We start from the raw sequence: 23,441 nt of genomic DNA, 5'->3' as shown, positions 1-23,441 counted from the left end.
TCAGGCGCTCAGCCGGCAGCCGGTTCAGGTACTCAGCCGGGCCAGCGGCTCGCCGGCGGACAGCTCCGCCGCGAGCCAGTCGATCGTCCGGCGCAGCCCCTCGGCCGCCGGCACCACGGCCCGCCAGCCCAGCCGTTCCGCCGCCAGCGACGTGTCGGGCCGGCGCACCTGGGGATCGTCCGCCGGCCGGTCGACGAACTCGATCGGCGACGACGACCCGCTCAGCTCCTTGATCAGCCCGGCCAGCTCCACCATGGTCAGCTCGTCCGGATTGCCGATGTTGACCGGCCCGGCGAAGTCGCTGCCGGCCATGGCCAGGACGCCCGCCACGGTGTCGTCGACGTAGCAGATCGAGCGGGTCTGCGTGCCGTCCCCGGTGATCGTGATCGGCTCACCGAGCAGCGCCTGCCTGATGAACGTCGGTATCGCCCGGCCGTCGAAGGGTCGCATGCGCGGGCCGTAGGTGTTGAAGATGCGCACGATGCCGGTGTCGGTGCCGCGTGAGTGGCGGTAGGCGGTGGTCAGCGACTCGGCGAAGCGCTTGGCCTCGTCATAGACGCTGCGTGGCCCGACGGGGTTGACGTTGCCCCAGTACGTCTCCCGCTGCGGATGTTCGAGCGGGTCGCCGTACACCTCGCTGGTGGACGCCAGCACGAACCTGGCGCCCTTCTCGCGGGCCAGCCCCAGCGCGTGGAGGGTGCCGACGCTGCCCACCCGCAGCGTCTCGATCGGATAGCGCAGGTAGTCGGCGGGCGAGGCCGCTGAGGCGAAGTGCAGGACGAGGTCGAGCCGATCGGGTACGTGCACGTACCCGGTCAGGTCGCACTCGATGATCCGGAACGCCGGCCGGTCGATCAGGTGCTCGACGTTGCGCGGGCCGCCGGTGAGGAAGCTGTCCATGCAGATCACCTGCGCCCCCTCGTCCAGCAGCCGCTCGCAGAGGTAGGAGCCCAGGAACCCGGCGCCGCCGGTGACCAATGCCCTCATGATGTGACCTCCAAGGCGGCGTCGACGACTTCGGAGACTTCGATTCTCAGCAGGCCCGGGTCGGGCGCCGTGCCGTGCGGGTCGCCTTTGCGGCCCGCCCACAGCGCCACGTGCCGCCACCCCGGTGGCGGCCCCCACAGCGCGGGCGACACCGGCCCGAACAGCACCACCGACGGCACGCAGAACGCCGTCGCCAGATGGGCGACGCCCGTGTCGCCGCAGACCACCAGCCGGGCCCGGCCGACCAGCTCGATCAGCCCCGCCAGGTCGGTACGCCCGGCCAGCATCCGCTCCGGCGGCAGCCCCGCCAGCTCGGCCACCTCGCGGGCCAGCGGCACCTCGGCCGCGTTCCCCGTGACGACCACGTCGTCCAGGGCGGCGGCGACGCGCGCGAACCGCTCGGGCGGCCAGCGCCGCGCGGGGTAGGCGGCCCCCGGATGCACGATCACGGGTCCCGTCCGGTCGGAGACGCCGAACGTCAGATCCGCCGGGTCGGCCTCGAGGCCGTACCACCGCAGCAGGTCGCACCAGCGCCGCACCTCGTGCACGCCGTCGCGCCACGGCGGCCCGGCGCCGTGGCTGATCAGCCGTCCCGGATCGGTACGCCGCAGCGCCTCGACGCTCTGCGGGCCCCGGCCGTGCAGGTTGACCGCGATGTCCGGCCGGTCGAACGGAACCGGGCCGGGACCCGACACGTCGATCTGCTCGTCCACCGCCCCCGTCAGGGGCAGCAGGGGGGCGAGCCCGGCGGACGCGGCCAGCGTGATCCGGTGCCGGGGGAAGCTCTGACGCAGGGCGCGCAGCGCGGGTACGGCCGTGAGGAGGTCCCCGAGGCCCAGCCCGCGCAGCACGAGAAGATCTAGGGCCATGACGTCTCCGTGGAAGGGCAGACGACGAGCTCTCTCACCTCGCATCCGGCGGGCTGGGCGAGGGCGAAGACGATGGTCTGGGCCACGTCGGCGGGGTTGTTCAGGCCCGCCTCGGGTCCCGGTCGGTACTGCTCGGGACGGCCGTCGAAGAAGCCCGTCCGCATGCCGCCGGGGATCAGCAGCGTCACCCCCACCTGCCCGCGCAGCTCGACGGCCAGGCCGCGGGTGAACCCGACGACGCCGAACTTCGAGGCGCAGTAGGCGGACGCGTCGCTCAGCGGGCGCAGCCCGAGCGTCGAGGCGCAGGTGACGACCTTGCCGTGGGAGCGCGTCAGGTAGGGCAGCGCCGCCCGTACGACCGAGGCCGTGCCCAGCAGATTGACCATGATCACCCGGTCCCAGTCGTCGGCGGGCACGTCGGCCAGCCGCCCGCAGGCGTCGATCCCGGCCGCGGTGACCACGGCGTCGAGACCGCCGGCCCGCTCGGCCAGCTCCGTGACGGCCCGCTCGGCCTGTCCCCGGTCGGCCAGGTCGGCGATCGCGTGCTCGACGTCCTGCTCGGGCTCCCGCACGTCCACGACCAGCGGCCGCCAGCCCTCCTTCCGCACCGCCTCCGCCGTCGCCAGGCCGAGCCCGGAGGCGCCCCCAGTGATCAATATGTTCATCGGATCTCCCTGATGAGGTTGGTCGTCGATCGTCCCGGCAAGGTGCTGAGCACGACGATCTCGGCGCCGATCCGCCGCAGCACGGCGGACTCGGGCAGCACGTCGCCCTCGTAGTCGCCGCCCTTCACCCACACGTCGGGGCGCAGCCGCTCGATGACGGCGGCGGGCGTGTCCTCGTCGAACACCAGCACCGCGTCCACGCAGCCGAGCGCCCTGAGCACCTCGACGCGGTCGCGCACGTCCACCACGGGCCTGGTGGGGCCCTTCAGCCGGCGTACCGACTCGTCGGAGTTGACGCAGACGACGAGCGCGTCGCCGAGCGCCCTGGCCCGCCGCAGCAGGCTCACATGCCCCGCGTGCAGCAGGTCGAAACAGCCGCCGGTGGCGATCAGCCGCCCGCCGTTCGCGTGGGTCAGCTCGGCCACCTCCAGCGCGGTGCGCGGCCGGTCGCCGAGCCGCTGCTCGGCCAGGCGGACGCCGGGCCCGCGCTGGGCGCCGTCCACGGAGGCGGCGCCGCCGCCTTCGATGAAGCGCGAGGCCGCGGTCACGCCGGTCGTGACCGCCTCCTCGGCGTCCGCGCCGTCGCCCAGCGCGAGAGCCGCGGCGCCGGCGAAGCGGTCGCCGGCCCCGCACACGTCCCGGACAGCGGCGAGGACCGGCGCGGGCACCCGCTTGGCCGGGCCGCCGCCCCGCAGCGCCAGGGCGGCGCCCCGGGGACCCAGCGTGACGGCCACCGCCTCGGCGCGCAGGTCGCGCAGCAGGCGGCGGGCCGCCTGGTCCGGCCCGTGGTACGGGTGCGAGCAGAGCTGCCTGGCCTCCGGCTCGCTGGGCGTCAGGAGCGCGCAGCCGGGCACCGGCTCCTCACCCCTGGGATGCGGGTCCCACACGATCGGCGCCTCGGCCGCGCGCAGCAGCCCGCGCGCCACCCCGGCCACTCCCCGGCCGTAGTCGGAGACCAGCACCACGGCGGCCCGGCCGAGGGCCTCGGCCACCTGGGGCCCGTGGGCGTACCCGGCCCGGCCGTTGCCCGTGTCCATCCTGAGCAGCGTCTGGTCCCTGGCCCGCACCCTGGTCTTGCGTACCGTGCTGCCGCGCAGCGGGAGGCGTACCAGATCGACCTCCGCCGACAGCAGCCCGCACAGGCGGCGGCCCGGCGGGTCGTCGCCGATGGCGGTGATCAGCACGACCTCGGCGCCGTCGCGGGCGGCCAGCAGCGCGGCCAGGCCCGCGCCGCCCGGACGGGCGCGCTCGGCGGCGACGTCCAGCACGGGGACCGGCGCGTCGGGGCAGAGCCGTTCGGCGTCGCCTTCGACGTCCAGGTCCAGCAGCGTGTCGCCGACGACGACCAGGGGGCCCCTCACAGGGCCTCCTCGACCGCGTCGCACAGGAGGTGGATCATGGCGAGATGCACCTCCTGTACGGTGCACACCTCCTCGGCGGGCACGGCGACGACCTCGTCGCAGAGGGCGGCCAGCGGGTTCGGGGCCGGCCCCGTCATCGCCCATGCGATCACCCCCCGCTCCTGCGCGGCCCGCGCCGCGGCCAGCACGTTGCCGCTGCCGCCGCTGGTGGACAGGCAGACCAGGACGTCTCCGGGCCGGCCGTGCGCGCGCACCTGCCGGGCGTACATCTCCTCGGCGCCGAAGTCGTTGGCGATCGCCGTCAGCGACGAGGTGTCGGCGTGCAGGGCGATCGCCGAGTACGGCGGCCTGTCGGCCCGGAACCGGCCGACCAGCTCGGCCGTGAGATGCTGCGCCTCGGCCGCCGAGCCGCCGTTGCCGCAGGCCAGCAGCCTGCCTCCGGCGCCCAGCACCCCCGCGAGCTTGCCGCCCCACGCGCGGACCGTGGCCGCGTGGTCGTCGACCCTCGACAGGGCCCACCAGAGTTTCTCCAGATGCGTGTCCATGTTCAGCCCCCAAGATCCATGTTCAGCCCCCAAGAGCGGCGAAGCGGCCCACCTTGCCGTCGATCACCTGCGTGTACACGGCCTCGGTCTGCTGCGCGACGCGGGCCCAGCCGTACCTCTCCTGGGCGCGGCGTGCCCCGGCCGCGCCCAGCGCCCGGCGCCGGTCCTCGTCGGCGAGCACGTCGCGCAGGGCCCTGGCCAGCGCGCGCGGGCGGCGGGGCGGCACCAGCACGCCGCAGTCCGCGACCGTGTCGAGGTGGCCGCCGACCGCGGAGGCGACGACCGGCACGCCGCACGCCATCGCCTCGACCGCCACCATGCCGAACGGCTCGTACCAGGGCACGCAGACCACCACGTCCGCCGAGCGCATGAGCGCCGGGACGCGCTCGCGGGAGACGCTGCCGATCACGTGCACGCGGTCCCCGACGCCGTACCGGGCCGCGAACGCGCGCAGCCGCGCCGCCTCCTCGCCGTCCCGCTGACCGCCGGCGATCACCAGGTCGGCCCCGGGGAGCCCGCGCATGGCCTGGATCACGGTGTCGACGCCCTTGCGCGGCACCTGGCGGCCGATGCTGAGCACCATCGGGCGCCGGCCGCCCACCGCCAGGCGCGGCGCGACCGGGCCCCGGGGGCAGAACTCGGTCAGGTCGACGCCGCACGGCACGACCGCGACGCGCTGCTCGGGTACGCCCATCGCACGCAGCTCGTTCACCTCGTCGCCGCAGGTGGCGATCACTCTGTCGGCGCGGGCGCCGATCTCGCGCTCCGTCGCGAGGCGGTGCGCGGGGCTGGTGTCCGCGGAGCCCTGCCAGCGCCGCTTGACCGTGCCCAGCGCGTGGAACGTCTGCACCACCGGTACGTCCTCGGTGGCCTGCAGGGCCGCCTGGCCGCTCATCCAGAAGTGCGCGTGCGCGACGTCGGGCCGGCGCACCGCCCAGCGGTCGGCGAGGCGATCGGTGAACTCCGGCATGTACAGCGGGAGTTCGTCCTTCGGGATCGGAACCGCGGGCCCGGCCGTGACGTACTCGACCGTGACGCCGGGCGCCAGAGGCACCGAGACCGGCTGGGCCGGATCGGAGCGGCGGGTGTGGACGACGACCGTGTGCCCGCGCTCTCCCAGCGCGACGGCCAGCGCGGCGACGTAGACGTTCTGGCCACCTGAGTCGACGCTGCCGATCGCGGCCAGGGGGTCCGCGTGTTCAGAGATCAGATCGACATTCACTGGTCAGCTCCCTCACTGCCTTGACCACCTGCTCGCTTGTCACCTGTGACAGACATGGGTGCCCGGAGACCGGGCACTCCCGTGCCCTGGTGTCCCGGCAGAGGGCTCGCTGATCGCCGAGGAGCACCGTGGGCACTCCGTAGGGGGCCCACCGGGCAGCCGGGACGACCGGGGCGAACAGGCTCACGACAGGCGTACCGACCGCGGCTGCCAGGTGCGCGGGGCCGGTGTTTCCGGCCACGAGCACGCCGGCCCGCTCGATGAGGGCTGCCAGCTGTGAAAGCGTCGTTCTTCCGCCGAGGTCGACCGCAACATCGTGGGCGACATAGGCGGTGAGCTCGCGCTCCTTGCCTGTCACGACGACCCGGTGCCCGTCCTCGGCCAGCTCCCGGACCGCCTGCCGATGCCGTTCGGCAGGCCAGGTCCTGGCGGGTGCTGACGTCCCCGGGTGCACCACTACATACGCGCCTTCGCCGGCGCCTGTGCCGGTATCTACAAGGTTCCCGATAACGTGCCCGATATCCGGGAGAGGGCGGCGGACAGCGAGTTTTCCCTGATCATCGGGCGGCAATTCGAACCCGGCCGCCCGCGCGAGCGCGAGCATCCGCTCCGCCTCGGGCACGTCGCGGCTCTCGTCCACCACGTGACGGACGTCCAGGAGCGAGCCCGGGTAGTCCTCGCTGATCGCCGAGATCCGCCGTACGCCGGCCAGCCGCAGCAGCAGGGCGAGCGGCAGCGCCGACTGGTGGAAGGAGGTCAGGATCAGCGCCTCGTCCACCCTCCTGGCCTGCTGGACCAGCTCATCGACCCGGTCCATGTCCACCGGCGGCGGGTCGTGGTCGATCCACGGCGCCCGCCACTCGATCACCCGGTCGACGCCGGGCAGCAGCTCGGCGGCGGCCTTGCCGCGCGGCCCGGCCAGCATCACCACCTCGCGCGCGCCCGCTCGAACGGCGCGTACGGCGGGGCCGGCGAGCAGCACGTCGCCCGCGTCGTCCAGCCGGGCCACGAGCACCCGGCCGCGGGTTTCCCCGCCTCCCGAAGGCTTCCGGCTCGCGGTCGGCTCTCCACTCGCGACCGACGCTTGGCTCGCGACCGGCTCTTGGCTGGCGGTCCGCTCTCGGCTCGTGGCCGGCTCGCTCGCCGTGGCCGGTGTCGTGAGGGCGCGCGGGACGCTCATCGCCGGACCCTCCATTCCCCTCGCAGCCGGTGCGCGCAGGCGACCGGCGGTATCGCCACGCTGGTGACGGCCATCCGCAGGACCTCCGCGGGCGTCCGCGGCCCCGGCGCGATCCGCGCCCAGGCGAACTCGGCGCTCAACACGGCCCACGCGGCGGCGGCCGGAGCGGCGATCACGGCCAGGCGCCGTCCCCGAGTGAGAGCGGCCGCCGCCAGGGCGGCCGCGGCGCAGCCGAGGCCCGTGGTGAGGGCGTGGCGGCGCAGCCGGCCCGGCGCGCCACCCAGCGCCGCCCGCCACGACGGCCCGTGCAGCCGCCGCATGAGCGCGTCGTCGGCGTTGCCGCGCTGGAAGCGCACGCTCGACCAGAACCCGTCGTCGCGCACCGGGTGCACCGTCACCCGCTCGCCCCTGACCAGTCGATATCCCGCGCGGAGCAGCCGCAGCGCGAGGTCGGCGTCCTCCCGGTAGGCCCGAGGGAAGCGCTCGTCGAACCCACCGGCCGCCTCCAGCGCGCTCCTGCGGTAGGCCATGTCGGCGGTGATCCACTCCGCGGTGGACAGCCCCGCGGTGTTCCGCTCGGCGTCCGTCGGCCGGCGGCCGGGCGGCAGCGGCACCTCGACGCGGCCCTGGCTGCCCGCCACGTCGCCGGCCAGCTCCGCGAGGTCCGCCCACACGGCCTCGGCCCAGCCCGGCCGCGGGACCACGTCGTCGTCGAGGAAGGCGACCCACGGCGTGGCCGCCGCCCGCCACCCGGCGTTGCGCGCCGCCGCGGGCCCCCGGCCCCAAGACCGCACGACCCGTACCCGCTCGGGCACGTCGAGCGGGCCCGCCCGGCTCGCGGGACGGTCGTCCACCACGATGACCGGCAGCCGGGTGCCCACCGCCGCCAGCGTGGCGCCCAGGCTGGGCCGCCCGATCGTGGGAACCACGACGGTGATCACGACGCGAACACCTGCCCGCGCCGCACCAGATACGGCCCCAGGGCCAGCACCTCGACCGGCGAGGAGCCGAAGCACTCCAGCGCGTCACGCGGATCGTCCACCATGGGCCGTCCCGCGGTGTTCAGGCTGGTGTTGACCACCACCGGCAGCCCCGTACGGGCCTCGAAGTGGGCCAGCATGCTGGCCAGCAGCGGGTCCGAGGCGGGCGAGACCGTCTGGATACGCGCGGTCCCGTCCACGTGCACGACCGCCGGGATGCGCTCCCGCCAGTCCGGATGGACGTCGTGCACGAACAGCATGTACGGCGAGGGCACCGGCCCCCGTCCGAAGATCTCCGCGGCCCGCGAGTCGAGCACCATGGGCGCGATCGGCCGGAACTGCTCCCTGCCCTTCACGTCGTTCAGCCGCTCGGTGTTGTACGGGAACCCGGGATGGGCGAGCAGCGACCGGCGGCCCAGCGCCCGCGGGCCGTACTCCGACCGGCCCTGGAACCAGGCCACGATCCGGTCGGCGGCCAGCTCGGCGGCGACCGCGGCGGCCAGGTCGGCGGGCCGCGAGTACGGCACCCGCGCCACGTCCAGCCAGGCGCCCAACTCCTCGTCGGTGAAGCCGCGCCCCAGGTCGGCCCCCGGCATGGGCGCGGCCGGCTCCCCGTACGCCTGCGCCAGGTGCAGCGCGCCGCCCAGCGCGGTGCCGGAGTCACCGGCGGCCGGCTGGACCCACATCTCCTCGAACGGCCCCTCGGCCAGCAGCCGCGAGTTGGCCACGCAGTTCAGCGCGACGCCGCCGGCCAGTGCCAGCCGCCGCTCGCCGGTGCGCTCGTGCAGCCACCCGATCAGCTCCAGCAGCACCTCCTCCAGCCGCGCCTGCACGCTGGCGGCCAGATCGGCGTGGTCGGCGGTCCACGGGGCGCCCCGGGGCAGGGCCTTGGCGTAGGTGTTCCAGTCGACGGGGTCGGTACAGAAGCCGCCGTCCCCGGTCGTGCGGACGAACTCGCGCAGCGATTCGAGGTGACGCGGCCGGCCGTAGGAGGCCAGGGCCATCACCTTGTACTCGTCGCAGGAGCGCAGGAAGCCCAGATGTTCGGTGACGTCCTCGTACATCAGCCCCAGAGAGTGCGGCAGCTCCTGCGCGGCCAGCACCTCCAGCTCGCCGTCGCGGTAGCGGCCGGCCAGGTGCGAGACGTTCTCGCCGCGCCCGTCGCAGACCAGCACCGCGCAGTCCCGGTACGGCGAGGCGAGGCCGGCCGAGGCGGCGTGCGCCACGTGGTGGGGGACGTAGCGCACCCGGGCGGGGTCGAGGCCGGGCAGGGCGGTGGCCAGGAAGTTCGGCACCCGCACGGCGTACCTGGTGCGCAGGTCCTCCCAGTCGCCGTCGGGGCGCTGCCGGACCAGCGACGGGTCGTAGGAGTAGGCGACCGCGTCCAGGTCCTCGGGATGGAGCCCCGCCTCGCGCAGGCACCAGGCGGCCGCCTGCTCCGGCAGCTCCCACGCCGAGAAGGGCACCGGGCGCTTGCCGTGCTTGCGGCGGCTGAACCGTTCCTCCTCCGCGGCGGCGACGATCCGGCCGTCGGCGACCAAGGCGGCGGCAGGGTCATGAAATATCGCGTTGATGCCGAGAAATCTCATTACGTTCCTCCCCCAGGACGTAGAGAGTGGCTACCGAGAGAAGCGGCTCTCAAACCTGGCCCACCCCTCTGTCCTGCGAAAACAGGCCGAACGTTCTGCGGTTGGTCACGCTGAGTAGTTGTTTGTGGAGGGGGCCCTCGGGTAGCTGGCTGACAGCGCGACGGAGGTGAAAGTGTTCGAACAACGACGTCCCGGAGCGGTGCTCTTCGACCGGGACGGGACCCTGATCAAGGACGTCCCCTACAACGGCGACCCGGCCAGGGTCGAGCCGATGCCGGGCGCGCTGGAGGCGCTGGTGCGGCTGCGCCGGGCCGACGTACCGGTGGCGGTCGTCACCAACCAGTCGGGCGTGGCCAAGGGGCTGCTCACGCCGGACGAGATGGATCAGGTGAACGCCAGGGTCGAGGAGCTGCTCGGCCCGTTCGACGCGTGGGCCATCTGCGTGCACGACGACTCCGACGGCTGCACCTGCCGCAAGCCCGCGCCGGGCCTGGTGATCAGGGCGGCGGCCGTCCTCGACGTCAGCCCGCGCGACTGCGTCGTGGTGGGCGACATCGGCCGGGACATGGAGGCGGCCAGGGCGGCGGGGGCCAGGGGCATCCTGGTGCCGACCGGCGAGACCCGCAGGGAGGAGATCCAGCAGGCCGCCGAGGTGGCCGAGGACCTGTCCGACGTGGCGGACCGCGTGCTGAACGCCGTCGCCCAGGCCGGCGAGGCGACTCGGGTGAGCGCGGGCGCCGCGGTCTGGTCGCCGCTGGTGGGCTGGAGCCGTTGGTGAGGATCCTGCACTGGCATGTGCACGGCTCGTGGACCAGCTCCTTCGTACGCGGCGAGCACGACTACGTGCTTCCGCTCGTCCCCGGCCGGGGTCCGGACGGCCGGGGGCGGGCGATGACCTTCGACTGGCCGGAGCGCGCCCGCGAGGTGCCCTGGGACCGGCTGCGCGACGAGCACATCGACGTCGCCGTCTACCAGCGCCCGCACGAACCCGAGCTGGCCCGCGAGTGGCTCGGCCGCGACGTGCCGGGCGTCTACGTGGAGCACAACACGCCCGCGGGCGACGTGCCGCGCACCCGCCACCCGCTCGCCGGCCGCGCCGACCTCACGCTGGTGCACGTCACCCACTTCAACGAGCTGTTCTGGGACAGCGGCCGGGCGCCCACCCGGGTGATCGAGCACGGCATCCCCGACCCCGGCCACCTCTACACCGGCGAACTGCCCAGGGCCGGCGTGGTGGTGAACGAGCCGGTCAGGCGCACCCGGGTGGCCGGGACCGACCTGCTGCCCCGCTTCGCCGCCGAGGTGCCGCTCGACCTGTTCGGCATGGAGGTGGACGGCCTGCCGTACGGGGCCTATGACCTGCCGCAGGCGCGCATGCACGCCGAGCTGGCCAGGCGGCGCGTCTACCTGCACCCCTACCGGTGGACCTCCCTCGGGCTGGCCCTCATCGAGGCGATGACGCTCGGCCTGCCGGTCGTCGCGCTGGCCGTCACCGAGGCCGTCGAGGCGGTGCCGCCCGACGCGGGGGTGCTCTCGACGCGGGTGGACGTCCTGGCCGACGCGCTCAGAGGCTTCGTCGAGGACCCGGAACTCGCCGCCCAGACCGGCAAGGCGGCCCGCGCCGCCGCGCTGGCCCGTTACGGGCTGCCCAGGTTCCTGGCCGACTGGGATCGCCTTCTTGAGGATGTATGACCGGAAAAGTGGTGGGTAGGGCCATTTGGCATGATGACAATAGATTGGTCGCACAAGGCCGCCTGCCTGGTCGTAGACCCGGAATTGTTCTTCCCGATCTCGCCCGAAGGACTGGGCCACGCGGAAGCGGAGCGCGCGAAAGTCGTCTGCCGCGACTGCCCGGTACGTGAGCCCTGCCTCGACTACGCGCTCAGCACCGGACAGGCCTACGGCGTCTGGGGCGGCACCGACCCGTCGCAACGGCGGGAGATCATCATGGCATCACCTCGGCGAGAAAGCGTTGGCGCTCGCCGTCCTCGAGGCGGTCGCTGAACAGCACGCCGTCGAGGTGGTCGACCTCGTGCTGCAGCACTCTGGCCAGCACGCCCAGCGCCCGCACGGTCACGCCCTTGCCGAACGCGTCGCGGCCCCGAGCCGTCACCATGTACGAACGTTCCAGCGGCCACCACAGGCCCGGCGCCGACAGGCACGCCTCGTCAGCCGTGACACGCCGCTCCGACAGCTCCAGCCGCGGATTGACCAGGCACCCCGACTTGCCGTCGTAGGAGTAGACGACCACGCGTAGCGGCACCCCGATCTGGGGCGCGGCCAGCCCGGCGCGGCCGGCTCCCGCGCGCATCGTCGCGGTCAGGGACTTGACCAGCCCCCGGAGTTCGCGGTCGAAGTCGTGAACCGGCGCCGCCACCGAGCGGAGCACCGGATCGCTGAACATGCGGATAGGGCGGACTGTCACCGCAACTCCCCGATTGGTCGCGTGGCCTGGGGTGGTGCTTCCCACCCGCCTTCGGGATCAACCGCCAGGGTTCTGGGATGTAGCACGGTGGTGACGGTTCTGGGTCGCGGCAGGGCGGAAACGGTTCTGGGTTGTAGCACAGCGGTAACAAGGGAGACCCAGCGGCGAAACCGCCCGAAAGCACTATCTAACCTGTGATCTCACTTCCGGCTCATGGACCTGTGATGTTCGGCCGGGCGCTCGGGGCCCGACCGGACACTCCATCACGGGGGGTGTTCGCGTGAGCAAGCTTCCCCTCGACGACCCTGCGCGGGAGCTGGAGACGGCGCCGGACGCGCTGTCCGGCTTCACCGTCGGCGTGACCGCCACCCGGCGGCGCGAGGAGTTCGGCGCGCTGCTCGAACGGCGCGGCGCGCGAGTGGTGAGCGCGCCCGCCATCAGGCTGGTGCCGCTCTCCGAGGACTCCGACCTGCTGGCCGCCACCCGGCTCAGCCTGGCCGGCCCGGTGGACGACGTGGTGATCACCACCGGCGTCGGCTTCCGCGGCTGGATGGCGGCGGCCGAGGGCTGGGGCCTGTCCGCCGACCTGGCCGACCACCTGACCAGGGCGCGCCTGCTCACCCGCGGTCCCAAAGCCAGGGGAGCGGTGCGCGCCGCCGGCCTGAACGACCACTGGACCCCCGCCACCGAGTCCTGCGAGGAGGTCAAGCAGTACCTCCTGGCCCAGGATCTGCACGGCCGCCGCATCGCGGTGCAGCAGCACGGCGAGCCGCTGACGGAGTTCGTCGAGGCGCTGCGGGAGGCCGGGGCCGAGGTGATCGAGATCCCGGTCTACCGGTGGCTGCCGTACCGCGACCCTTCGCCGCTGCGCCGCCTCATCACCCAGACGCTCTCCGGCGCCGTGGACGCCGTGGCCTTCACCAGCGCGCCGGCCGTACACGCCATGCTCGGCGCCGCCCGGGCCGAAGGGCTGGAGGACCAGCTGCTGGCGGCGTTCGGTGGCCGCGTCGTGGCGGCCTGCGTCGGGCCGGTCACCGCCGGGCCGCTGGTCACGCGCGGGGTACCCACCCTGCAGCCCGACAGATCACGCCTCGGCGCCCTGGCCAGGGCACTGGCCAGGCACCTGCCCGAACACGGCGTCACCCGGCTGGTGGCGGGCGGGCACCGGCTGGAGATCCGCGGGCACGCGGTGGTCGTCGACGGCGAGCTCAGGCCGCTGCCGCCCGCGCCCATGGCCGTGCTCAAGCGCCTGGCCGACAAGCCCGGCAATGTGGTCTCCCGCACCGACCTGCGTACCGTGCTGCCGGGCAGCCTGTCACGCGACTCGGCGGAGCACGCGGTGGAGATGGCGATCACGCGACTGCGGCGCGCACTGGGGCCCGCCGGGATCGTCGAGACGGTGGTCAAACGGGGCTACCGGCTCGCCTGCAGCCACGAGACGGCATCCCTGTGACGACGTCTGCGCCCCAGGGGGCCACTCCCGCTTCTGGCGCGCCGCTTCTGGGCGCGTCCGCACCGGTCGGTTCGAGCGGATCGGTGCAGATCGGTTTGAGCGGATCGGTGTCGCTTGCATCCGTGCGGGCCGGTTCGAGCGCATCGGTGCCGGGCGTGTCCGTGCGGGCCGATTCGGTCGTGCCCACGCTGGTCCTGGCCGCACACGGGACGCGGAGCGCGGCGGGGGAGCGGTCCCTGGCCGCTCTGGCGGCGGCGGTCAGGCGGGCGCGGCCCCGGCATCGCGTCGAGCTGAGCTACCTGGAGATCAGCTCGCCCCTGCTGGCCGACGTGCTGCCCGCCGTCCCCGGGCCCGTGGTCGTGGTGCCGCTGCTGCTCGCCGGCGGCTACCACGTGCACATCGACCTGCCGAACGTCGTCGCCGAGCACCGCCCTGACGCGCTCGTAGCGCCGCCGCTCGGCCCGCACCGGCTGCTCACCACCGCGCTGGCCCGCAAGCTGGCCCGCGCGGGACTGCGCCCCGCCGACACGGTCATCCTGGGCGCGGCTGGCTCCTCGGACCCGGCCGGGCTCGCCGACGTCCGCGCCGCCGCCCACCTGCTGGCGGTACGGCTGGGCCGCCCGGTCACTGCCGCGTTCACCTCGGCGGGCAGCCCGTCGCTCGGCGAGGCCGTGGAACGCCTCAGATCGGGCCCGTTGCTCGGCGAGACTGTGGGGCGCGTCAGATCGAGTCCGTTGCTCGGCGAGGCTGCGGAGCGCGTCAGCTCAGGCCCGGCGTCGCGCCTGGCGGTCGCCTCGTACCTGCTGGCGCCCGGCTTCTTCCACGGTCGCCTGGCGGAGGCGGGCGCGGACCTGGTCACCGAGCCCCTGGGAGCCGACCCGGCCGTGGTGGAGCTGATCTGGCACCGCTTCGACCAGACGACGACCCGGGCGGCCGTACCGAACACCTGGAGCGCCGTACAGACCGCTTAGCTCGGCTCACCCGCCCCCGACGGCGTCCCCGGCCGCGACACTTCAGGGCCCGGGACACTCGCGGCCGCAACACTCACGTCCGCGCCGCCCCGATCCCGGCGCTCCCGATCCCGTTTGGCGCGATCCTGGTGCTCGCGATCCGGAGGGGGTGATTCCGGCGTCCCCCATCCCGGCGCCCGCGATCCCCGCGGAGGCCATGGTCGTCGGGCGCCGTGGTCGGTGGGCGGTAAAGAGGGTGGGGGCGGTGCGGGAGGTGTCAGGCGGGGGTGGGTTCGAGGCGGAGTTCGCGGACGATCTCCTGGGCGCCCGCGTCCCGGGACGGTCCCGCGTGGGCGCCCATGAACATCTCGATGTAGGCGTGGTGGAAGCACCCCGCCAGCAGCAGCCGGGCGGTGCCCTCCGGATCGACGTCGGCGGCCACCCGTCCCAGCCGCTGCTCACCCTCCAGATACGCGGCCAGTGGGAGGATCTCCGCCATCGGCCCGAGCCCGTGATCGCGTACGGCCTGCCGGAAGCGGACGGTGACGGACGGCGAGGTGAACGCGGGCAGCGCCACGGCCTGCACATCCGTGTAGTAGTCGATGCCCGCCCGCACGATGGGCAGGAGGTTGTCGGCGACGCCGCCCCTGCCGACGCGGTGGGACAGTCCGTGCAGGATGCTGAGCCAGAGCGGGAGCCGGTCCTGCAGCAGGGCGAGGAAATGGTCCACGGAGCCGCCGGGGCGGTCCTCCCTGAGAGAGAGCGCCATCTCCAGGATGCGTCGCCGGGTGTCCTGACTCCTCTGATGCGGGTCTACGTGGGAAGTCGCCATGGTCGGCCTAACGTGCGCAGTCACATGGGTAGGTTCGCGTTGGGAGGGTTCGCGTTGGGAGGGTTCGCGTTGGGAGGGTTCGCGTTGGGAGGGTTCGCGTTGGGAGGGTTCGCGTTGGGAGGTTCAACGGGTTCAACGGGGCGTTCGCGGCCGGGGTCCTCGTGACAAGCCGGGCCTGGGGTTCCAACGGTTACTGATTATTACGCGAAACTTCCAGAAAGTTCGGCAAAAAAGGCTCCGAGTCAGCTGTCAGTGTCGCGGTCCCGGCGCCGCAGGTAGCGCTCGAACTCGGCGGCGATCGCGTCTCCACTGGCCTCGGGCAGCTCGGCGGCGTCCTTGCGCTCCTCGAGCTCCTTGACGTATTCGGCCACCTCGCTGTCCTGGGAGGCGAGCTCGTCCACGCCGTTCTCCCAGGCGCGGGCCTCCTCGTCGAGATCGCCGAGCGGCATCGGGATCTCCAGCAGGTCTTCGAGGCGGCGCAGCAGCGCCAGCGTGGCCTTGGGGTTGGGCGGCTGGGCCACGTAGTGCGGCACCGACGCCCACAGCGAGACGGCGTTGAGGCCGGCATCGCCGAACGACTGCTGGAGCACGCCCACGATGCCCGTGGGGCCCTCGTAGCGGCTCAGCTCCAGGTTGGTCGAGCGGGCCAGGTCCTCGTCCGTGGCGCCGCCCAGGATCGGCACGGGGCGGGTGTGCGGCGAGTCGTTGAGCAGCGCGCCGAGCATCACGGCCAGCTCGACGCCGAGCTCGCGGCAGACCTCCACGATGTCGGCGCAGAACGAGCGCCACCGCATGTTGGGCTCGATGCCGCGCAGCAGCACCACGTCACGCTCGACGCCCGGCGGCCGGGCGCGCAGCAGGCGCGTCGTCGGCCAGATGATGGAGCGGGTCAGCCCGTCGCCCATCTCCACGACGGGCCGGGTGACCTGGAAGTCGTAGTAGTCGTCGGGATCCAGCTCGACCAGCGGCTCCGCCTTCCAGGCGGACTCGAGGTGGGCGATCACACCACTGGATGCCTCGCCGGCGTCGTTCCACCCTTCGAACGCGGCTATGAGCACCGGGTCGACGAGCTCGGGGAACCTTTCGAACTCGATCACGTGTCGCCTCCTCTCTCCGCTGTCCAGCTAAGCCTATGCGGTGAGGAGGCGGTCATGTCACGGAGTAACGATGATCAGTCATCGTCGCGGAGAGACCGGTCAGACGCCGTCACGCGGCGACGGCCCGGCGCCCTCAGGGCAGGCGCTCTCATCGGGTGAGCCCGGGCGGGCGCTCTCACTGAGCGAGGGGTCAGCCGCGGCCGCCGGAGATGATCCGAGGCCCGGGGATCTCACTGAGTAAGGGGTCAGGCGCGGAGGGAGCCGGACGCTCCCGCTCAGTAGTGGGTGAGGGTCAGGCGCGGCCGCCGGTGGTGCTGTGGACGATCAGTACGTCGCAGGAGGCGCGGTGGGCGACGTGCGACGGCACCGAGCCGAGCAGCCGCCCCGCCAGGCTGTTGAGGCCGCGGTTGCCGACGACCAGCAGATCCGCCTGGTGCGCGGCGGCCAGCGTGATGAGTACGTCGACCGCGTCGCCCTCCTCCGCCGCCAGGACGACCTCGGTCGCGCCGGCGGCGACGGCGTGCTCGCGGGCGGCCCTCAGAGCGTCGTCGGCGGGAGTGGAGCCGCTCACCTTGTACGCCAGGTCGCCGAGCCGGTCCGCGGCGGCGGCCCGCTCGCTCGCCCGCATGGGCAGGTACGCGCACGCCAGGACGAGGGTCGCGCCGGTGGCGCTGGCCAGGGACGCCGCCGCGGAGACGGCGCGGAAGGAGGAGGCGGAGCCGTCGGTGCCGGCCAGCACGGTGCGGTAGGCCATCGGAAACCCCTATTAGACATTGGGTCAATTGTCTTCCTGGCAGAATAGCCGTCCGCTCAAGCCTTTCTGCACAGCCGATAAGCTCTAGCCCATGAGCAGCTCCCCGTCCTTCCGTGAAGTGTTGTCCCAGCGAGTGATCGTCGCCGACGGGGCGATGGGGACGATGTTGCAGGCCCAGGACCCCACCCTCGACGACTTCGAAGGTCACGAGGGCTGCAACGAGGTGCTGAACGTCACCCGTCCCGACATCGTGAGCGGCGTCCACGACGCCTACTTCGCCGTGGGCGTCGACTGCGTGGAGACCAACACCTTCGGCGCCAACCTGGCGGCCCTGGGCGAGTACGACATCCCCGAGCGGGTCTTCGAATACTCCGAGGCGGGCGCCAGGATCGCCCGCGAGCGGGCCGACCACTGGTCGACGCCCGAGCAGCCGCGCTTCGTGCTCGGCTCGATGGGCCCCGGCACCAAGCTGCCCACCCTGGGGCACCTGCCGTACCACAACCTGCGCGAGTCCTACCGCGAGAACGCGGCGGGCCTGATCGCGGGCGGCGCCGACGCGTTGATCATCGAGACCTGCCAGGACCTGCTCCAGGTCAAGGCCGCCGTCATCGGCGCCAAGCGGGCCGCCGAGGAGTCCGGGCGCGACGTGCCGATCATCGCCCAGGTGACGATCGAGACCAACGGCGCCATGCTGCTGGGCTCCGAGATCGGCGCCGCGCTGACCGCGATCGAGCCGCTCGGCGTCGACCTGATCGGCCTCAACTGCGCCACCGGCCCGGCCGAGATGAGCGAGCACCTGCGCTACCTGGCCCGGCACTCCCGGCTGAAGCTCTCGTGCATGCCCAACGCCGGTCTGCCGGTGCTGACCTCCGACGGCGCGTACTATCCGCTCGGCGCCGACGAGCTCGCCGACGCGCACGAGACCTTCACCCGCGACTACGGCCTGTCGTTGGTCGGCGGCTGCTGCGGCACCACCCCCGAGCACCTGCGCAAGGTCGTCGAGCGCGTGCGCGGCAAGCAGCCGGTCGCGCGCCGCCCGCACCCCGAGCCGGGCGCGTCCTCGCTCTACCAGACCGTGCCGTTCCGCCAGGACACCTCCTACCTGGCCATCGGCGAGCGGTGCAACACCAACGGCTCCAAGGCCTTCCGCGAGGCCATGCTCGAAGGCCGCTGGGACGACTGCGTGGAGATGGCCCGCGAGCAGGCCCGCGGCGGCGCCCACCTGCTCGACCTGTGCGTCGACTACGTGGGCCGCGACGGCGTGGCCGACATGAAGGAGCTGGCGTTCCGGCTGGCCACCGCCTCCACGCTGCCGATCATGCTCGACTCGACCGAGTCCGAGGTGCTGCGGGCCGGGCTGGAGATGCTCGGCGGGCGCGCGGTGGTCAACTCGGTCAACTACGAGGACGGGCGCGGCCCCGACTCACGCTTCCACAAGACGATGACGGCCGTACGCGAGCACGGCGCCGCCGTCGTGGTCATGTGCATCGACGAGAACGGCCAGGCCCGCACGGCCGCCGAGAAGGTGCGCATCGCGAGCGAGACCATCGACGACCTGGTGGCCAACTGGGGCATGCAGGTGTCCGACATCATCGTCGACTGCCTCACCTTCACCATCGCCACCGGCATGGAGGAGAGCCGCCGCGACGGCCTGGAGACCATCGAGGGCATCCGCGAGCTCAAGCGCCGCTACCCCGACGTGCAGACCACGCTGGGCCTGTCCAACATCTCCTTCGGCATCAACCCGGCCTCGCGCATGGTGCTCAACTCGGTGTTCCTCAACGAGTGCGTCAACGCCGGGCTCGACTCGGCCATCGTCCACGCCTCCAAGATCCTGCCGATGTCGCGCATCCCCGACGATCAGCGTCAGGTCGCGCTCGACATGGTCTACGACCGCCGCCGCGAGGGCTACGACCCGCTGCAGCGCTTCATCGACATGTTCGAGGGCGTCGACGCCTCGGCCATGCGGGAGGGCCGGGCCGAGGAGCTGGCCGCGCTGCCGCTGTGGGAGCGGCTCAAGCGCCGCATCATCGACGGCGAGAAGAAGGGGCTGGAGGCCGACCTCGACGCGGGCCTGGAGGAGCGGCCGGCCCTGGAGATCATCAACAACGTGCTGCTCGACGGCATGAAGACGGTCGGCGAGCTGTTCGGCTCGGGGCAGATGCAGCTGCCGTTCGTGCTGCAGTCGGCCGAGGTGATGAAGACCGCCGTCGCCTACCTCGAACCGCACATGGACCGCGTCGAGGGTGAGACGAAGGGCCGCATCGTGCTGGCCACGGTCAAGGGCGACGTGCACGACATCGGCAAGAACCTGGTCGACATCATCCTGTCCAACAACGGCTACCAGGTGGTCAACCTCGGCATCAAGCAGCCGGTCTCCGCGATCCTGGAGGCGGCCGACGAGCAGAAGGCCGACGTCATCGGCATGTCCGGCCTACTGGTGAAGTCGACGGTCATCATGAAGGAGAACCTGGAGGAGATGAACTCCAGGGGCATCTCCGCCCGCTACCCGGTGCTGCTCGGCGGCGCCGCCCTCACCCGCGCCTACGTCGAGCAGGACCTGGCCGAGCTGTTCGCCGGCGAGGTCCGCTACGCCCGCGACGCCTTCGAGGGGCTGCGGCTCATGGACTCCTTCATGGCCGTCAAGCGCGGCGTCGCCGGGGCCACGCTGCCGCCGCTGCGCGAGCGCCGGGTCAAGACCGGCGCCGTTCTGACCCGCACGCCGGAGGAGGAGCTGCCCGCGCGCTCCGACGTGGCCGCCGACAACCGGGTGCCGGTGCCGCCCTTCCAGGGCGACCGCATCGTCAAGGGCATCTCGCTGAGCGACTACTCGGCCTTCCTCGACGAGCGGGCGCTCTTCCTCGGGCAGTGGGGCCTCAAGCCCACGCGCGGCGGCGACGGCCCCGGCTACGACGAACTCGTCGAGACCGAGGGACGGCCGCGCCTGCGCATGTGGCTCGACCGCATCCAGACCGAGGGCCTGCTGGAGGCGGCCGTCGTCTACGGCTACTTCCCGTGCGTCAGCGACGGCGACTCGCTGATCATTCTCGACGAGGCCGGAGACGAGCGCACCCGCTTCGCCTTCCCGCGCCAGCGCCGTGACCGGCACCTGTGCCTGTCCGACTTCTTCCGCTCGCGCGAGTCGGGCGAGGTGGACGTGGTCGGCTTCCAGGTCGCCACGATGGGCGGCAAGATCTCCGAGGCGACGGCCAAGCTGTTCGCCAAGGACGCCTACCGTGACTACCTGGAGCTGCACGGGCTGTCGGTGCAGCTCACGGAGGCGCTGGCCGAATACTGGCACGCCCGGGTCCGCGCCGAGTGGGGGATCGGCGGCGAGGAGTCGCTGGACGACATGCTCAAGGTCAACATCCAGGGCTGCCGCTACTCCTTCGGCTACCCGGCCTGCCCCAACCTCGAGGACCAGGTGCAGCTGTTCCAACTCCTCGACCCGGAGCGGATCGGGGTCACGCTGTCGGAGGAGTTCCAGCTCCACCCGGAGCAGGCCACCTCCGCCCTGGTCGCCCACCACCCGGAGGCCAAGTACTTCAACGTCTGACCGGCACCTGAGCGACCTGTGAGCGCCGCTCATCCGGGCAGCCTCCCGAGGACTCCGGACACCTGCTCGGCGGCCTCGCGAGACCTCTCGCACACCCGGTCGGGCGGCCCTCGGTCCCGGCGAGGGCATTCCTCAGGGAGGTCGCCTGGCGCTGTGGGGGGCGCTCGTTCGGCCTCGCTCCCGGTCGCGCCGTGGGTGAGGCCCCCGGCGCTCGCGATCTTCTGCTCGGCGGTGAGAATGGCGGGACGGGGTGCCGTCGCGGTGCCGTACACGAACCGATCGGGGGATGCATGGAAGCCGTCTTCTTCGACATGGACGGGTTGCTGGTCGACAGCGAGAAGGTGTGGCTGGAGATCGAGACCGAGGTGATGGCGCGACTCGGCGGCGAGTGGACGCTCGATCACCAGGCGCACCTCGTGGGCGGCTCCATGGAACGCACCGTCGCCTACATGCTCGCCGTCTCGGGCTCGTCCGTCGCTCCGGAGGACCTGCGCGAGTGGATGATCGACGGCATGGTGGCCCGCCTGGCGGACGGCGTGGCGGTCATGCCCGGCGCCTCCGAGCTGCTCGACGCCGTACGCGAGGAGGGCATCCCGGTCGCCCTGGTGACCTCGTCGCTCAGGGAGATCGCCGACGCGGTGCTCAAGGCCGTCGGCCGTGACCGGTTCGACGCCATCGTGACGGCCGACGACGTCACCCGCACCAAGCCCGACCCCGAGCCGTACCTGACGGCGGCCGAGTTGCTGGGCGTCGACCCGGTGCGCTGCGTCGTCCTGGAGGACTCGCCCAACGGGGTTGCCGCCGCCACGGCGGCGGGCTGCGCGGTCGTGGCGGTCCCCAGCCTCCTGCCCATCGACCCGGCCCCCGGTCGCCTCGTGGTCCCGTCCCTGGCCGACGTCACGATCCCCACCCTGCGCGCGTTGATCCCCTGACCGGGCCGACCCCCTGACCGCCTCGGCTTCTTGACCGGGCCGATTCCCTGCCCCGTACGGCGGGTGGCGGGTTCCCCATGCTTGCCGTACAAAAAAGTAAAGCTTTCAGTCCGGCAAAAGACGACCCCTAAGGGAGGGCCGGTACTTGGGGAGGAGGGGCGGCGGGAGGGAGCGTGCCAGGATGGGAGCACAGCCACATAACAGAGGGGCGGCGGAATGACTTTCGAGCAGATTTACTGGTTGCCGCTGTGCGCCGGTGTGACCATCGCGGGGTTGGTGCTCAGTTTCCTGGCGTTCCGGCGCAGAGGCGCGGCGGCCGGCATGAGGATGGCCGCGTGGGCGCTGCTCCCGCTGGCCGCCTACCTGACCGGCGCGTTGCAGTCACTGTGGACCATCGGCGCCACCATCGTGAGCTTCGTGACGAGCCTGATCTTCAACCCCCTTGTCTGGGCGGGCGTCGCCGTGACCGGGTTGTCCGTGGTGCTGTTCGTGGCCTCGGGGTTCATGCGCGGCCGGAAGCTGAGGCTGGCGCGGGACGGCAAGCCGGGTAAGCCTGCGGACGCACCGGCCGCGCCGCAGCAACGCGCGGTCGGCCAAAGGACAGGGCCGACGGCCGGGCAAACGGCAGGGCGGCCGGCAGCCCAGCCTGCAGGAAAGCCTGCCGCGGCGGCGGCGAAGAAGAACAACGACGACGACTTCTCCGACATCGAGGATATTCTCAAGCGCAGGGGCATCAGTTGATCCGAGGTGTGTCACAGTTCCGAGACGCAACCGGGACGGGGCGTAGACAATCCTCCCAAGATCGATACGAATGAGTTTCGCGTCAATCACAGTTGAGCCACATCACGCCCTGAGGGACTGGTCACACCAGCTCAGGCCATAGATTCTGCCTCCTGAGGACGCGACTAGCGACTTCACCAGCGTGGCGCATAACCTGACCGGGACCGCGCCCATTCGGACGACGTCGTCTGGCATCCAGGGGGCTATTGGCATGACCGCACCGCTCGATGTTCCGGGCTCGGCTATCGAAGCCGGACCGGAAACCGTTCTGGAGGGCGCGGACTCCTCAGTCATCCGAGGGCGTTCCCTTGGCCAGATCGCATGGATGCGGCTGAAGCGCGACAAGGTCGCGATGATCGGCGGCATCGTCATCGTCGTGCTGATCCTCGTCGCCATCTTCGCGCCGCTGCTGGTGTCGTGGCTCGGCCACCCGCCGGCCGAATGGCACCGGGAGAAGATCGACCCGGCCATCCAGGCGCCGCTCGGCACGTTCGGCGGCATCAGCTCCGACTTCCTGTTCGGGGTCGAGCCCACCACGGGCCGCGACCTGTTCAGCCGGATCCTCTACGGCGCGCGCATCTCGCTGCTCATCGCGTTCTTCGCGACGCTGCTCTGCGTCCTGCTCGGCACCGTGTTCGGCATGATCGCCGGTTTCTTCGGCGGCTGGGTCGACACGGTCATCAGCCGGCTCATGGACATCTTCCTCGCCTTCCCGCTGCTGGTGTTCGCGCTGGCGCTCGGCGGGGTGATCCCCGACAAGGCGTTCGGGATGTCCGGTGACACGCTGAGGATCAGCCTGCTCGTGTTCATCATCGGCTTTTTCAACTGGCCCTATATTGGGCGTATTATCCGAGGTCAGACGCTATCTCTGCGTGAACGGGAGTTCGTCGACGCCTCCAGGAGCCTGGGCGCGCGCAACCACATCATCCTGTTCAAGGAGATCCTGCCGAACCTGCTGGCCCCGATCCTGGTCTACTCGACGCTGCTGATCCCGTCGAACATCCTGTTCGAGGCCGCGCTGTCCTTCCTCGGCGTGGGCGTGCGCCCGCCGACCCCGACGTGGGGAGGCATGCTGGCCGAGGCGGTCCACAACTACGACGTGGCGCCCAACTTCATGCTCTTCCCCGGCCTCGCGATCTTCGTCACCGTGCTGGCGTTCAACCTGCTCGGCGACGGCCTGAGGGACGCCTTCGATCCCAAGGCTCGATGACCTCGTGAGTTATTCCGCAAATTTTGGACTCCTAGTTACAAGGGGTGTGTCAGG

Annotated in this window: 22 protein-coding genes; 9 read left to right on the top strand and 13 right to left on the bottom strand. The window is 72.2% G+C overall.

Features of this window, described 5'->3' with window-relative positions; translation table 11 throughout:
- Positions 1-24: 24 nt before the first annotated feature.
- Genes LDL49_RS13300 through LDL49_RS13260 form a run of 9 tightly spaced genes read right to left on the bottom strand, consistent with a single transcriptional unit; the run spans position 25 to position 9,398 of the window.
- Complete coding sequence (locus LDL49_RS13300) at positions 25-987, bottom strand: UDP-glucuronic acid decarboxylase family protein (RefSeq protein ID WP_225291313.1); 963 nt, start codon at positions 985-987, stop codon at positions 25-27.
- Positions 984-1,856, bottom strand: coding sequence for a glycosyltransferase family 9 protein (locus LDL49_RS13295; protein ID WP_225291312.1), 873 nt, complete (start codon positions 1,854-1,856; stop codon positions 984-986). The genes LDL49_RS13300 and LDL49_RS13295 overlap by 4 nt, the downstream gene beginning before the upstream one ends.
- Entirely contained in the window at positions 1,847-2,521 is a 675-nt protein-coding gene (locus LDL49_RS13290; protein WP_225291311.1) for an SDR family oxidoreductase, read from the bottom strand. Before LDL49_RS13290 ends, LDL49_RS13295 begins: the two co-directional genes overlap by 10 nt.
- The gene (locus tag LDL49_RS13285; protein ID WP_225291310.1) at positions 2,518-3,882 is read right to left on the bottom strand and encodes a PfkB family carbohydrate kinase; all 1,365 of its coding nucleotides are present in this window, start codon (positions 3,880-3,882) and stop codon (positions 2,518-2,520) included. The genes LDL49_RS13290 and LDL49_RS13285 overlap by 4 nt, the downstream gene beginning before the upstream one ends.
- Entirely contained in the window at positions 3,879-4,427 is a 549-nt protein-coding gene (locus LDL49_RS13280; RefSeq protein WP_225291309.1) for a D-sedoheptulose-7-phosphate isomerase, read from the bottom strand. The genes LDL49_RS13285 and LDL49_RS13280 overlap by 4 nt, the downstream gene beginning before the upstream one ends.
- Positions 4,428-4,449: 22 nt before the next feature.
- Positions 4,450-5,649 (bottom strand): glycosyltransferase, encoded by a 1,200-nt coding sequence (locus tag LDL49_RS13275; RefSeq protein WP_225291308.1) that lies wholly within the window; start codon positions 5,647-5,649, stop codon positions 4,450-4,452.
- Complete coding sequence (locus LDL49_RS13270; protein ID WP_225291307.1) at positions 5,627-6,829, bottom strand: glycosyltransferase family 9 protein; 1,203 nt, start codon at positions 6,827-6,829, stop codon at positions 5,627-5,629. The genes LDL49_RS13275 and LDL49_RS13270 overlap by 23 nt, the downstream gene beginning before the upstream one ends.
- A complete protein-coding gene (locus LDL49_RS13265; protein ID WP_225291306.1) occupies positions 6,826-7,770 on the bottom strand; it encodes a glycosyltransferase family 2 protein in 945 nt (314 codons plus the stop codon). Before LDL49_RS13265 ends, LDL49_RS13270 begins: the two co-directional genes overlap by 4 nt.
- Positions 7,767-9,398, bottom strand: a complete 1,632-nt coding sequence (locus LDL49_RS13260; protein ID WP_225291305.1) for a carbamoyltransferase family protein — start codon at positions 9,396-9,398, stop codon at positions 7,767-7,769. The genes LDL49_RS13265 and LDL49_RS13260 overlap by 4 nt, the downstream gene beginning before the upstream one ends.
- 172 nt (positions 9,399-9,570) lie before the next feature.
- Here LDL49_RS13260 and LDL49_RS13255 point away from each other — a divergent pair, with 172 nt between their 5' ends.
- From LDL49_RS13255 to LDL49_RS13245, 3 genes are read left to right on the top strand one after another with little or no spacing between them, the layout of a single operon-like run.
- Positions 9,571-10,176 (top strand): D-glycero-alpha-D-manno-heptose-1,7-bisphosphate 7-phosphatase, encoded by a 606-nt coding sequence (locus LDL49_RS13255; RefSeq protein WP_225291304.1) that lies wholly within the window; start codon positions 9,571-9,573, stop codon positions 10,174-10,176.
- The gene (locus LDL49_RS13250) at positions 10,173-11,090 is read left to right on the top strand and encodes a glycosyltransferase (protein ID WP_225291303.1); all 918 of its coding nucleotides are present in this window, start codon (positions 10,173-10,175) and stop codon (positions 11,088-11,090) included. The genes LDL49_RS13255 and LDL49_RS13250 overlap by 4 nt, the downstream gene beginning before the upstream one ends.
- Positions 11,091-11,120: 30 nt before the next feature.
- Entirely contained in the window at positions 11,121-11,402 is a 282-nt protein-coding gene (locus LDL49_RS13245) for a WhiB family transcriptional regulator (protein ID WP_225291302.1), read from the top strand.
- Here the strand turns inward: LDL49_RS13245 and LDL49_RS13240 are convergent.
- Positions 11,344-11,823: a peptide deformylase gene (locus tag LDL49_RS13240; protein ID WP_225291301.1), complete on the bottom strand. Its 480-nt coding sequence runs from the start codon at positions 11,821-11,823 to the stop codon at positions 11,344-11,346. The two genes, LDL49_RS13245 and LDL49_RS13240, sit on opposite strands and share 59 nt — an antisense overlap.
- A gap of 280 nt (positions 11,824-12,103) precedes the next feature.
- Between LDL49_RS13240 and LDL49_RS13235 the strand changes: the two genes are divergently transcribed.
- Positions 12,104-13,276 carry a uroporphyrinogen-III synthase gene (locus LDL49_RS13235; RefSeq protein ID WP_225291300.1) on the top strand — a complete coding sequence of 391 codons (1,173 nt, stop codon included), beginning with the start codon at positions 12,104-12,106 and terminating at the stop codon, positions 13,274-13,276.
- Positions 13,277-13,383: 107 nt separating this feature from the next.
- Positions 13,384-14,247: a sirohydrochlorin chelatase gene (locus LDL49_RS13230; RefSeq protein ID WP_225291299.1), complete on the top strand. Its 864-nt coding sequence runs from the start codon at positions 13,384-13,386 to the stop codon at positions 14,245-14,247.
- Positions 14,248-14,503: 256 nt separating this feature from the next.
- On the opposite strand, the gene LDL49_RS13225 is transcribed toward LDL49_RS13230, so the two are convergent.
- From LDL49_RS13225 to LDL49_RS13215, 3 genes are all read right to left on the bottom strand, one after another.
- Positions 14,504-14,995, bottom strand: a complete 492-nt coding sequence (locus tag LDL49_RS13225; protein WP_225291298.1) for a hypothetical protein — start codon at positions 14,993-14,995, stop codon at positions 14,504-14,506.
- Between the two features lie 305 nt (positions 14,996-15,300).
- The gene (locus LDL49_RS13220) at positions 15,301-16,155 is read right to left on the bottom strand and encodes a PAC2 family protein (protein ID WP_225291297.1); all 855 of its coding nucleotides are present in this window, start codon (positions 16,153-16,155) and stop codon (positions 15,301-15,303) included.
- Between the two features lie 292 nt (positions 16,156-16,447).
- Positions 16,448-16,909 (bottom strand): universal stress protein, encoded by a 462-nt coding sequence (locus LDL49_RS13215; RefSeq protein WP_225291296.1) that lies wholly within the window; start codon positions 16,907-16,909, stop codon positions 16,448-16,450.
- 91 nt (positions 16,910-17,000) lie between these two features.
- Between LDL49_RS13215 and metH the strand changes: the two genes are divergently transcribed.
- The 4 genes from metH to LDL49_RS13195 all read left to right on the top strand — a co-directional run bounded on the left by metH (position 17,001) and on the right by LDL49_RS13195 (position 23,387).
- A complete protein-coding gene (gene metH / locus LDL49_RS13210) occupies positions 17,001-20,465 on the top strand; it encodes a methionine synthase (protein WP_225291295.1) in 3,465 nt (1,154 codons plus the stop codon).
- Positions 20,466-20,755: 290 nt separating this feature from the next.
- Positions 20,756-21,397: an HAD family hydrolase gene (locus LDL49_RS13205; protein ID WP_225291294.1), complete on the top strand. Its 642-nt coding sequence runs from the start codon at positions 20,756-20,758 to the stop codon at positions 21,395-21,397.
- 216 nt (positions 21,398-21,613) lie between these two features.
- Complete coding sequence (locus LDL49_RS13200; protein ID WP_225291293.1) at positions 21,614-22,138, top strand: cellulose synthase; 525 nt, start codon at positions 21,614-21,616, stop codon at positions 22,136-22,138.
- Between the two features lie 250 nt (positions 22,139-22,388).
- Complete coding sequence (locus LDL49_RS13195) at positions 22,389-23,387, top strand: ABC transporter permease (RefSeq protein ID WP_225291292.1); 999 nt, start codon at positions 22,389-22,391, stop codon at positions 23,385-23,387.
- Positions 23,388-23,441: the final 54 nt, after the last annotated feature.

The sequence above is a fragment of the Nonomuraea aurantiaca genome (genome assembly GCF_020215705.1).
Lineage (GTDB): Bacteria > Actinomycetota > Actinomycetes > Streptosporangiales > Streptosporangiaceae > Nonomuraea > Nonomuraea aurantiaca.
Note: the sequence above shows the minus strand (reverse complement) of the source record. Positions and strands in the feature narration are given on the sequence as shown.

Excerpts from the sequence above, each read along its gene's own strand:
- LDL49_RS13300 (WP_225291313.1), bottom strand. The coding sequence starts at position 987 with ATGAGGGCATTGGTCACCGGCGGCGCCGGGTTCCTGGGCTCCTACCTC.
- LDL49_RS13295 (WP_225291312.1), bottom strand. The coding sequence starts at position 1,856 with ATGGCCCTAGATCTTCTCGTGCTGCGCGGGCTGGGCCTCGGGGACCTC.
- LDL49_RS13290 (WP_225291311.1), bottom strand. The coding sequence starts at position 2,521 with ATGAACATATTGATCACTGGGGGCGCCTCCGGGCTCGGCCTGGCGACG.
- LDL49_RS13280 (WP_225291309.1), bottom strand. The coding sequence starts at position 4,427 with ATGGACACGCATCTGGAGAAACTCTGGTGGGCCCTGTCGAGGGTCGAC.
- LDL49_RS13270 (WP_225291307.1), bottom strand. The coding sequence starts at position 6,829 with ATGAGCGTCCCGCGCGCCCTCACGACACCGGCCACGGCGAGCGAGCCG.
- LDL49_RS13260 (WP_225291305.1), bottom strand. The coding sequence starts at position 9,398 with ATGAGATTTCTCGGCATCAACGCGATATTTCATGACCCTGCCGCCGCC.
- LDL49_RS13245 (WP_225291302.1), top strand. The coding sequence starts at position 11,121 with ATGATGACAATAGATTGGTCGCACAAGGCCGCCTGCCTGGTCGTAGAC.
- LDL49_RS13225 (WP_225291298.1), bottom strand. The coding sequence starts at position 14,995 with ATGGCGCTCTCTCTCAGGGAGGACCGCCCCGGCGGCTCCGTGGACCAT.
- LDL49_RS13215 (WP_225291296.1), bottom strand. The coding sequence starts at position 16,909 with ATGGCCTACCGCACCGTGCTGGCCGGCACCGACGGCTCCGCCTCCTCC.
- metH (WP_225291295.1), top strand. The coding sequence starts at position 17,001 with ATGAGCAGCTCCCCGTCCTTCCGTGAAGTGTTGTCCCAGCGAGTGATC.
- LDL49_RS13205 (WP_225291294.1), top strand. The coding sequence starts at position 20,756 with ATGGAAGCCGTCTTCTTCGACATGGACGGGTTGCTGGTCGACAGCGAG.
- LDL49_RS13200 (WP_225291293.1), top strand. The coding sequence starts at position 21,614 with ATGACTTTCGAGCAGATTTACTGGTTGCCGCTGTGCGCCGGTGTGACC.
- LDL49_RS13195 (WP_225291292.1), top strand. The coding sequence starts at position 22,389 with ATGACCGCACCGCTCGATGTTCCGGGCTCGGCTATCGAAGCCGGACCG.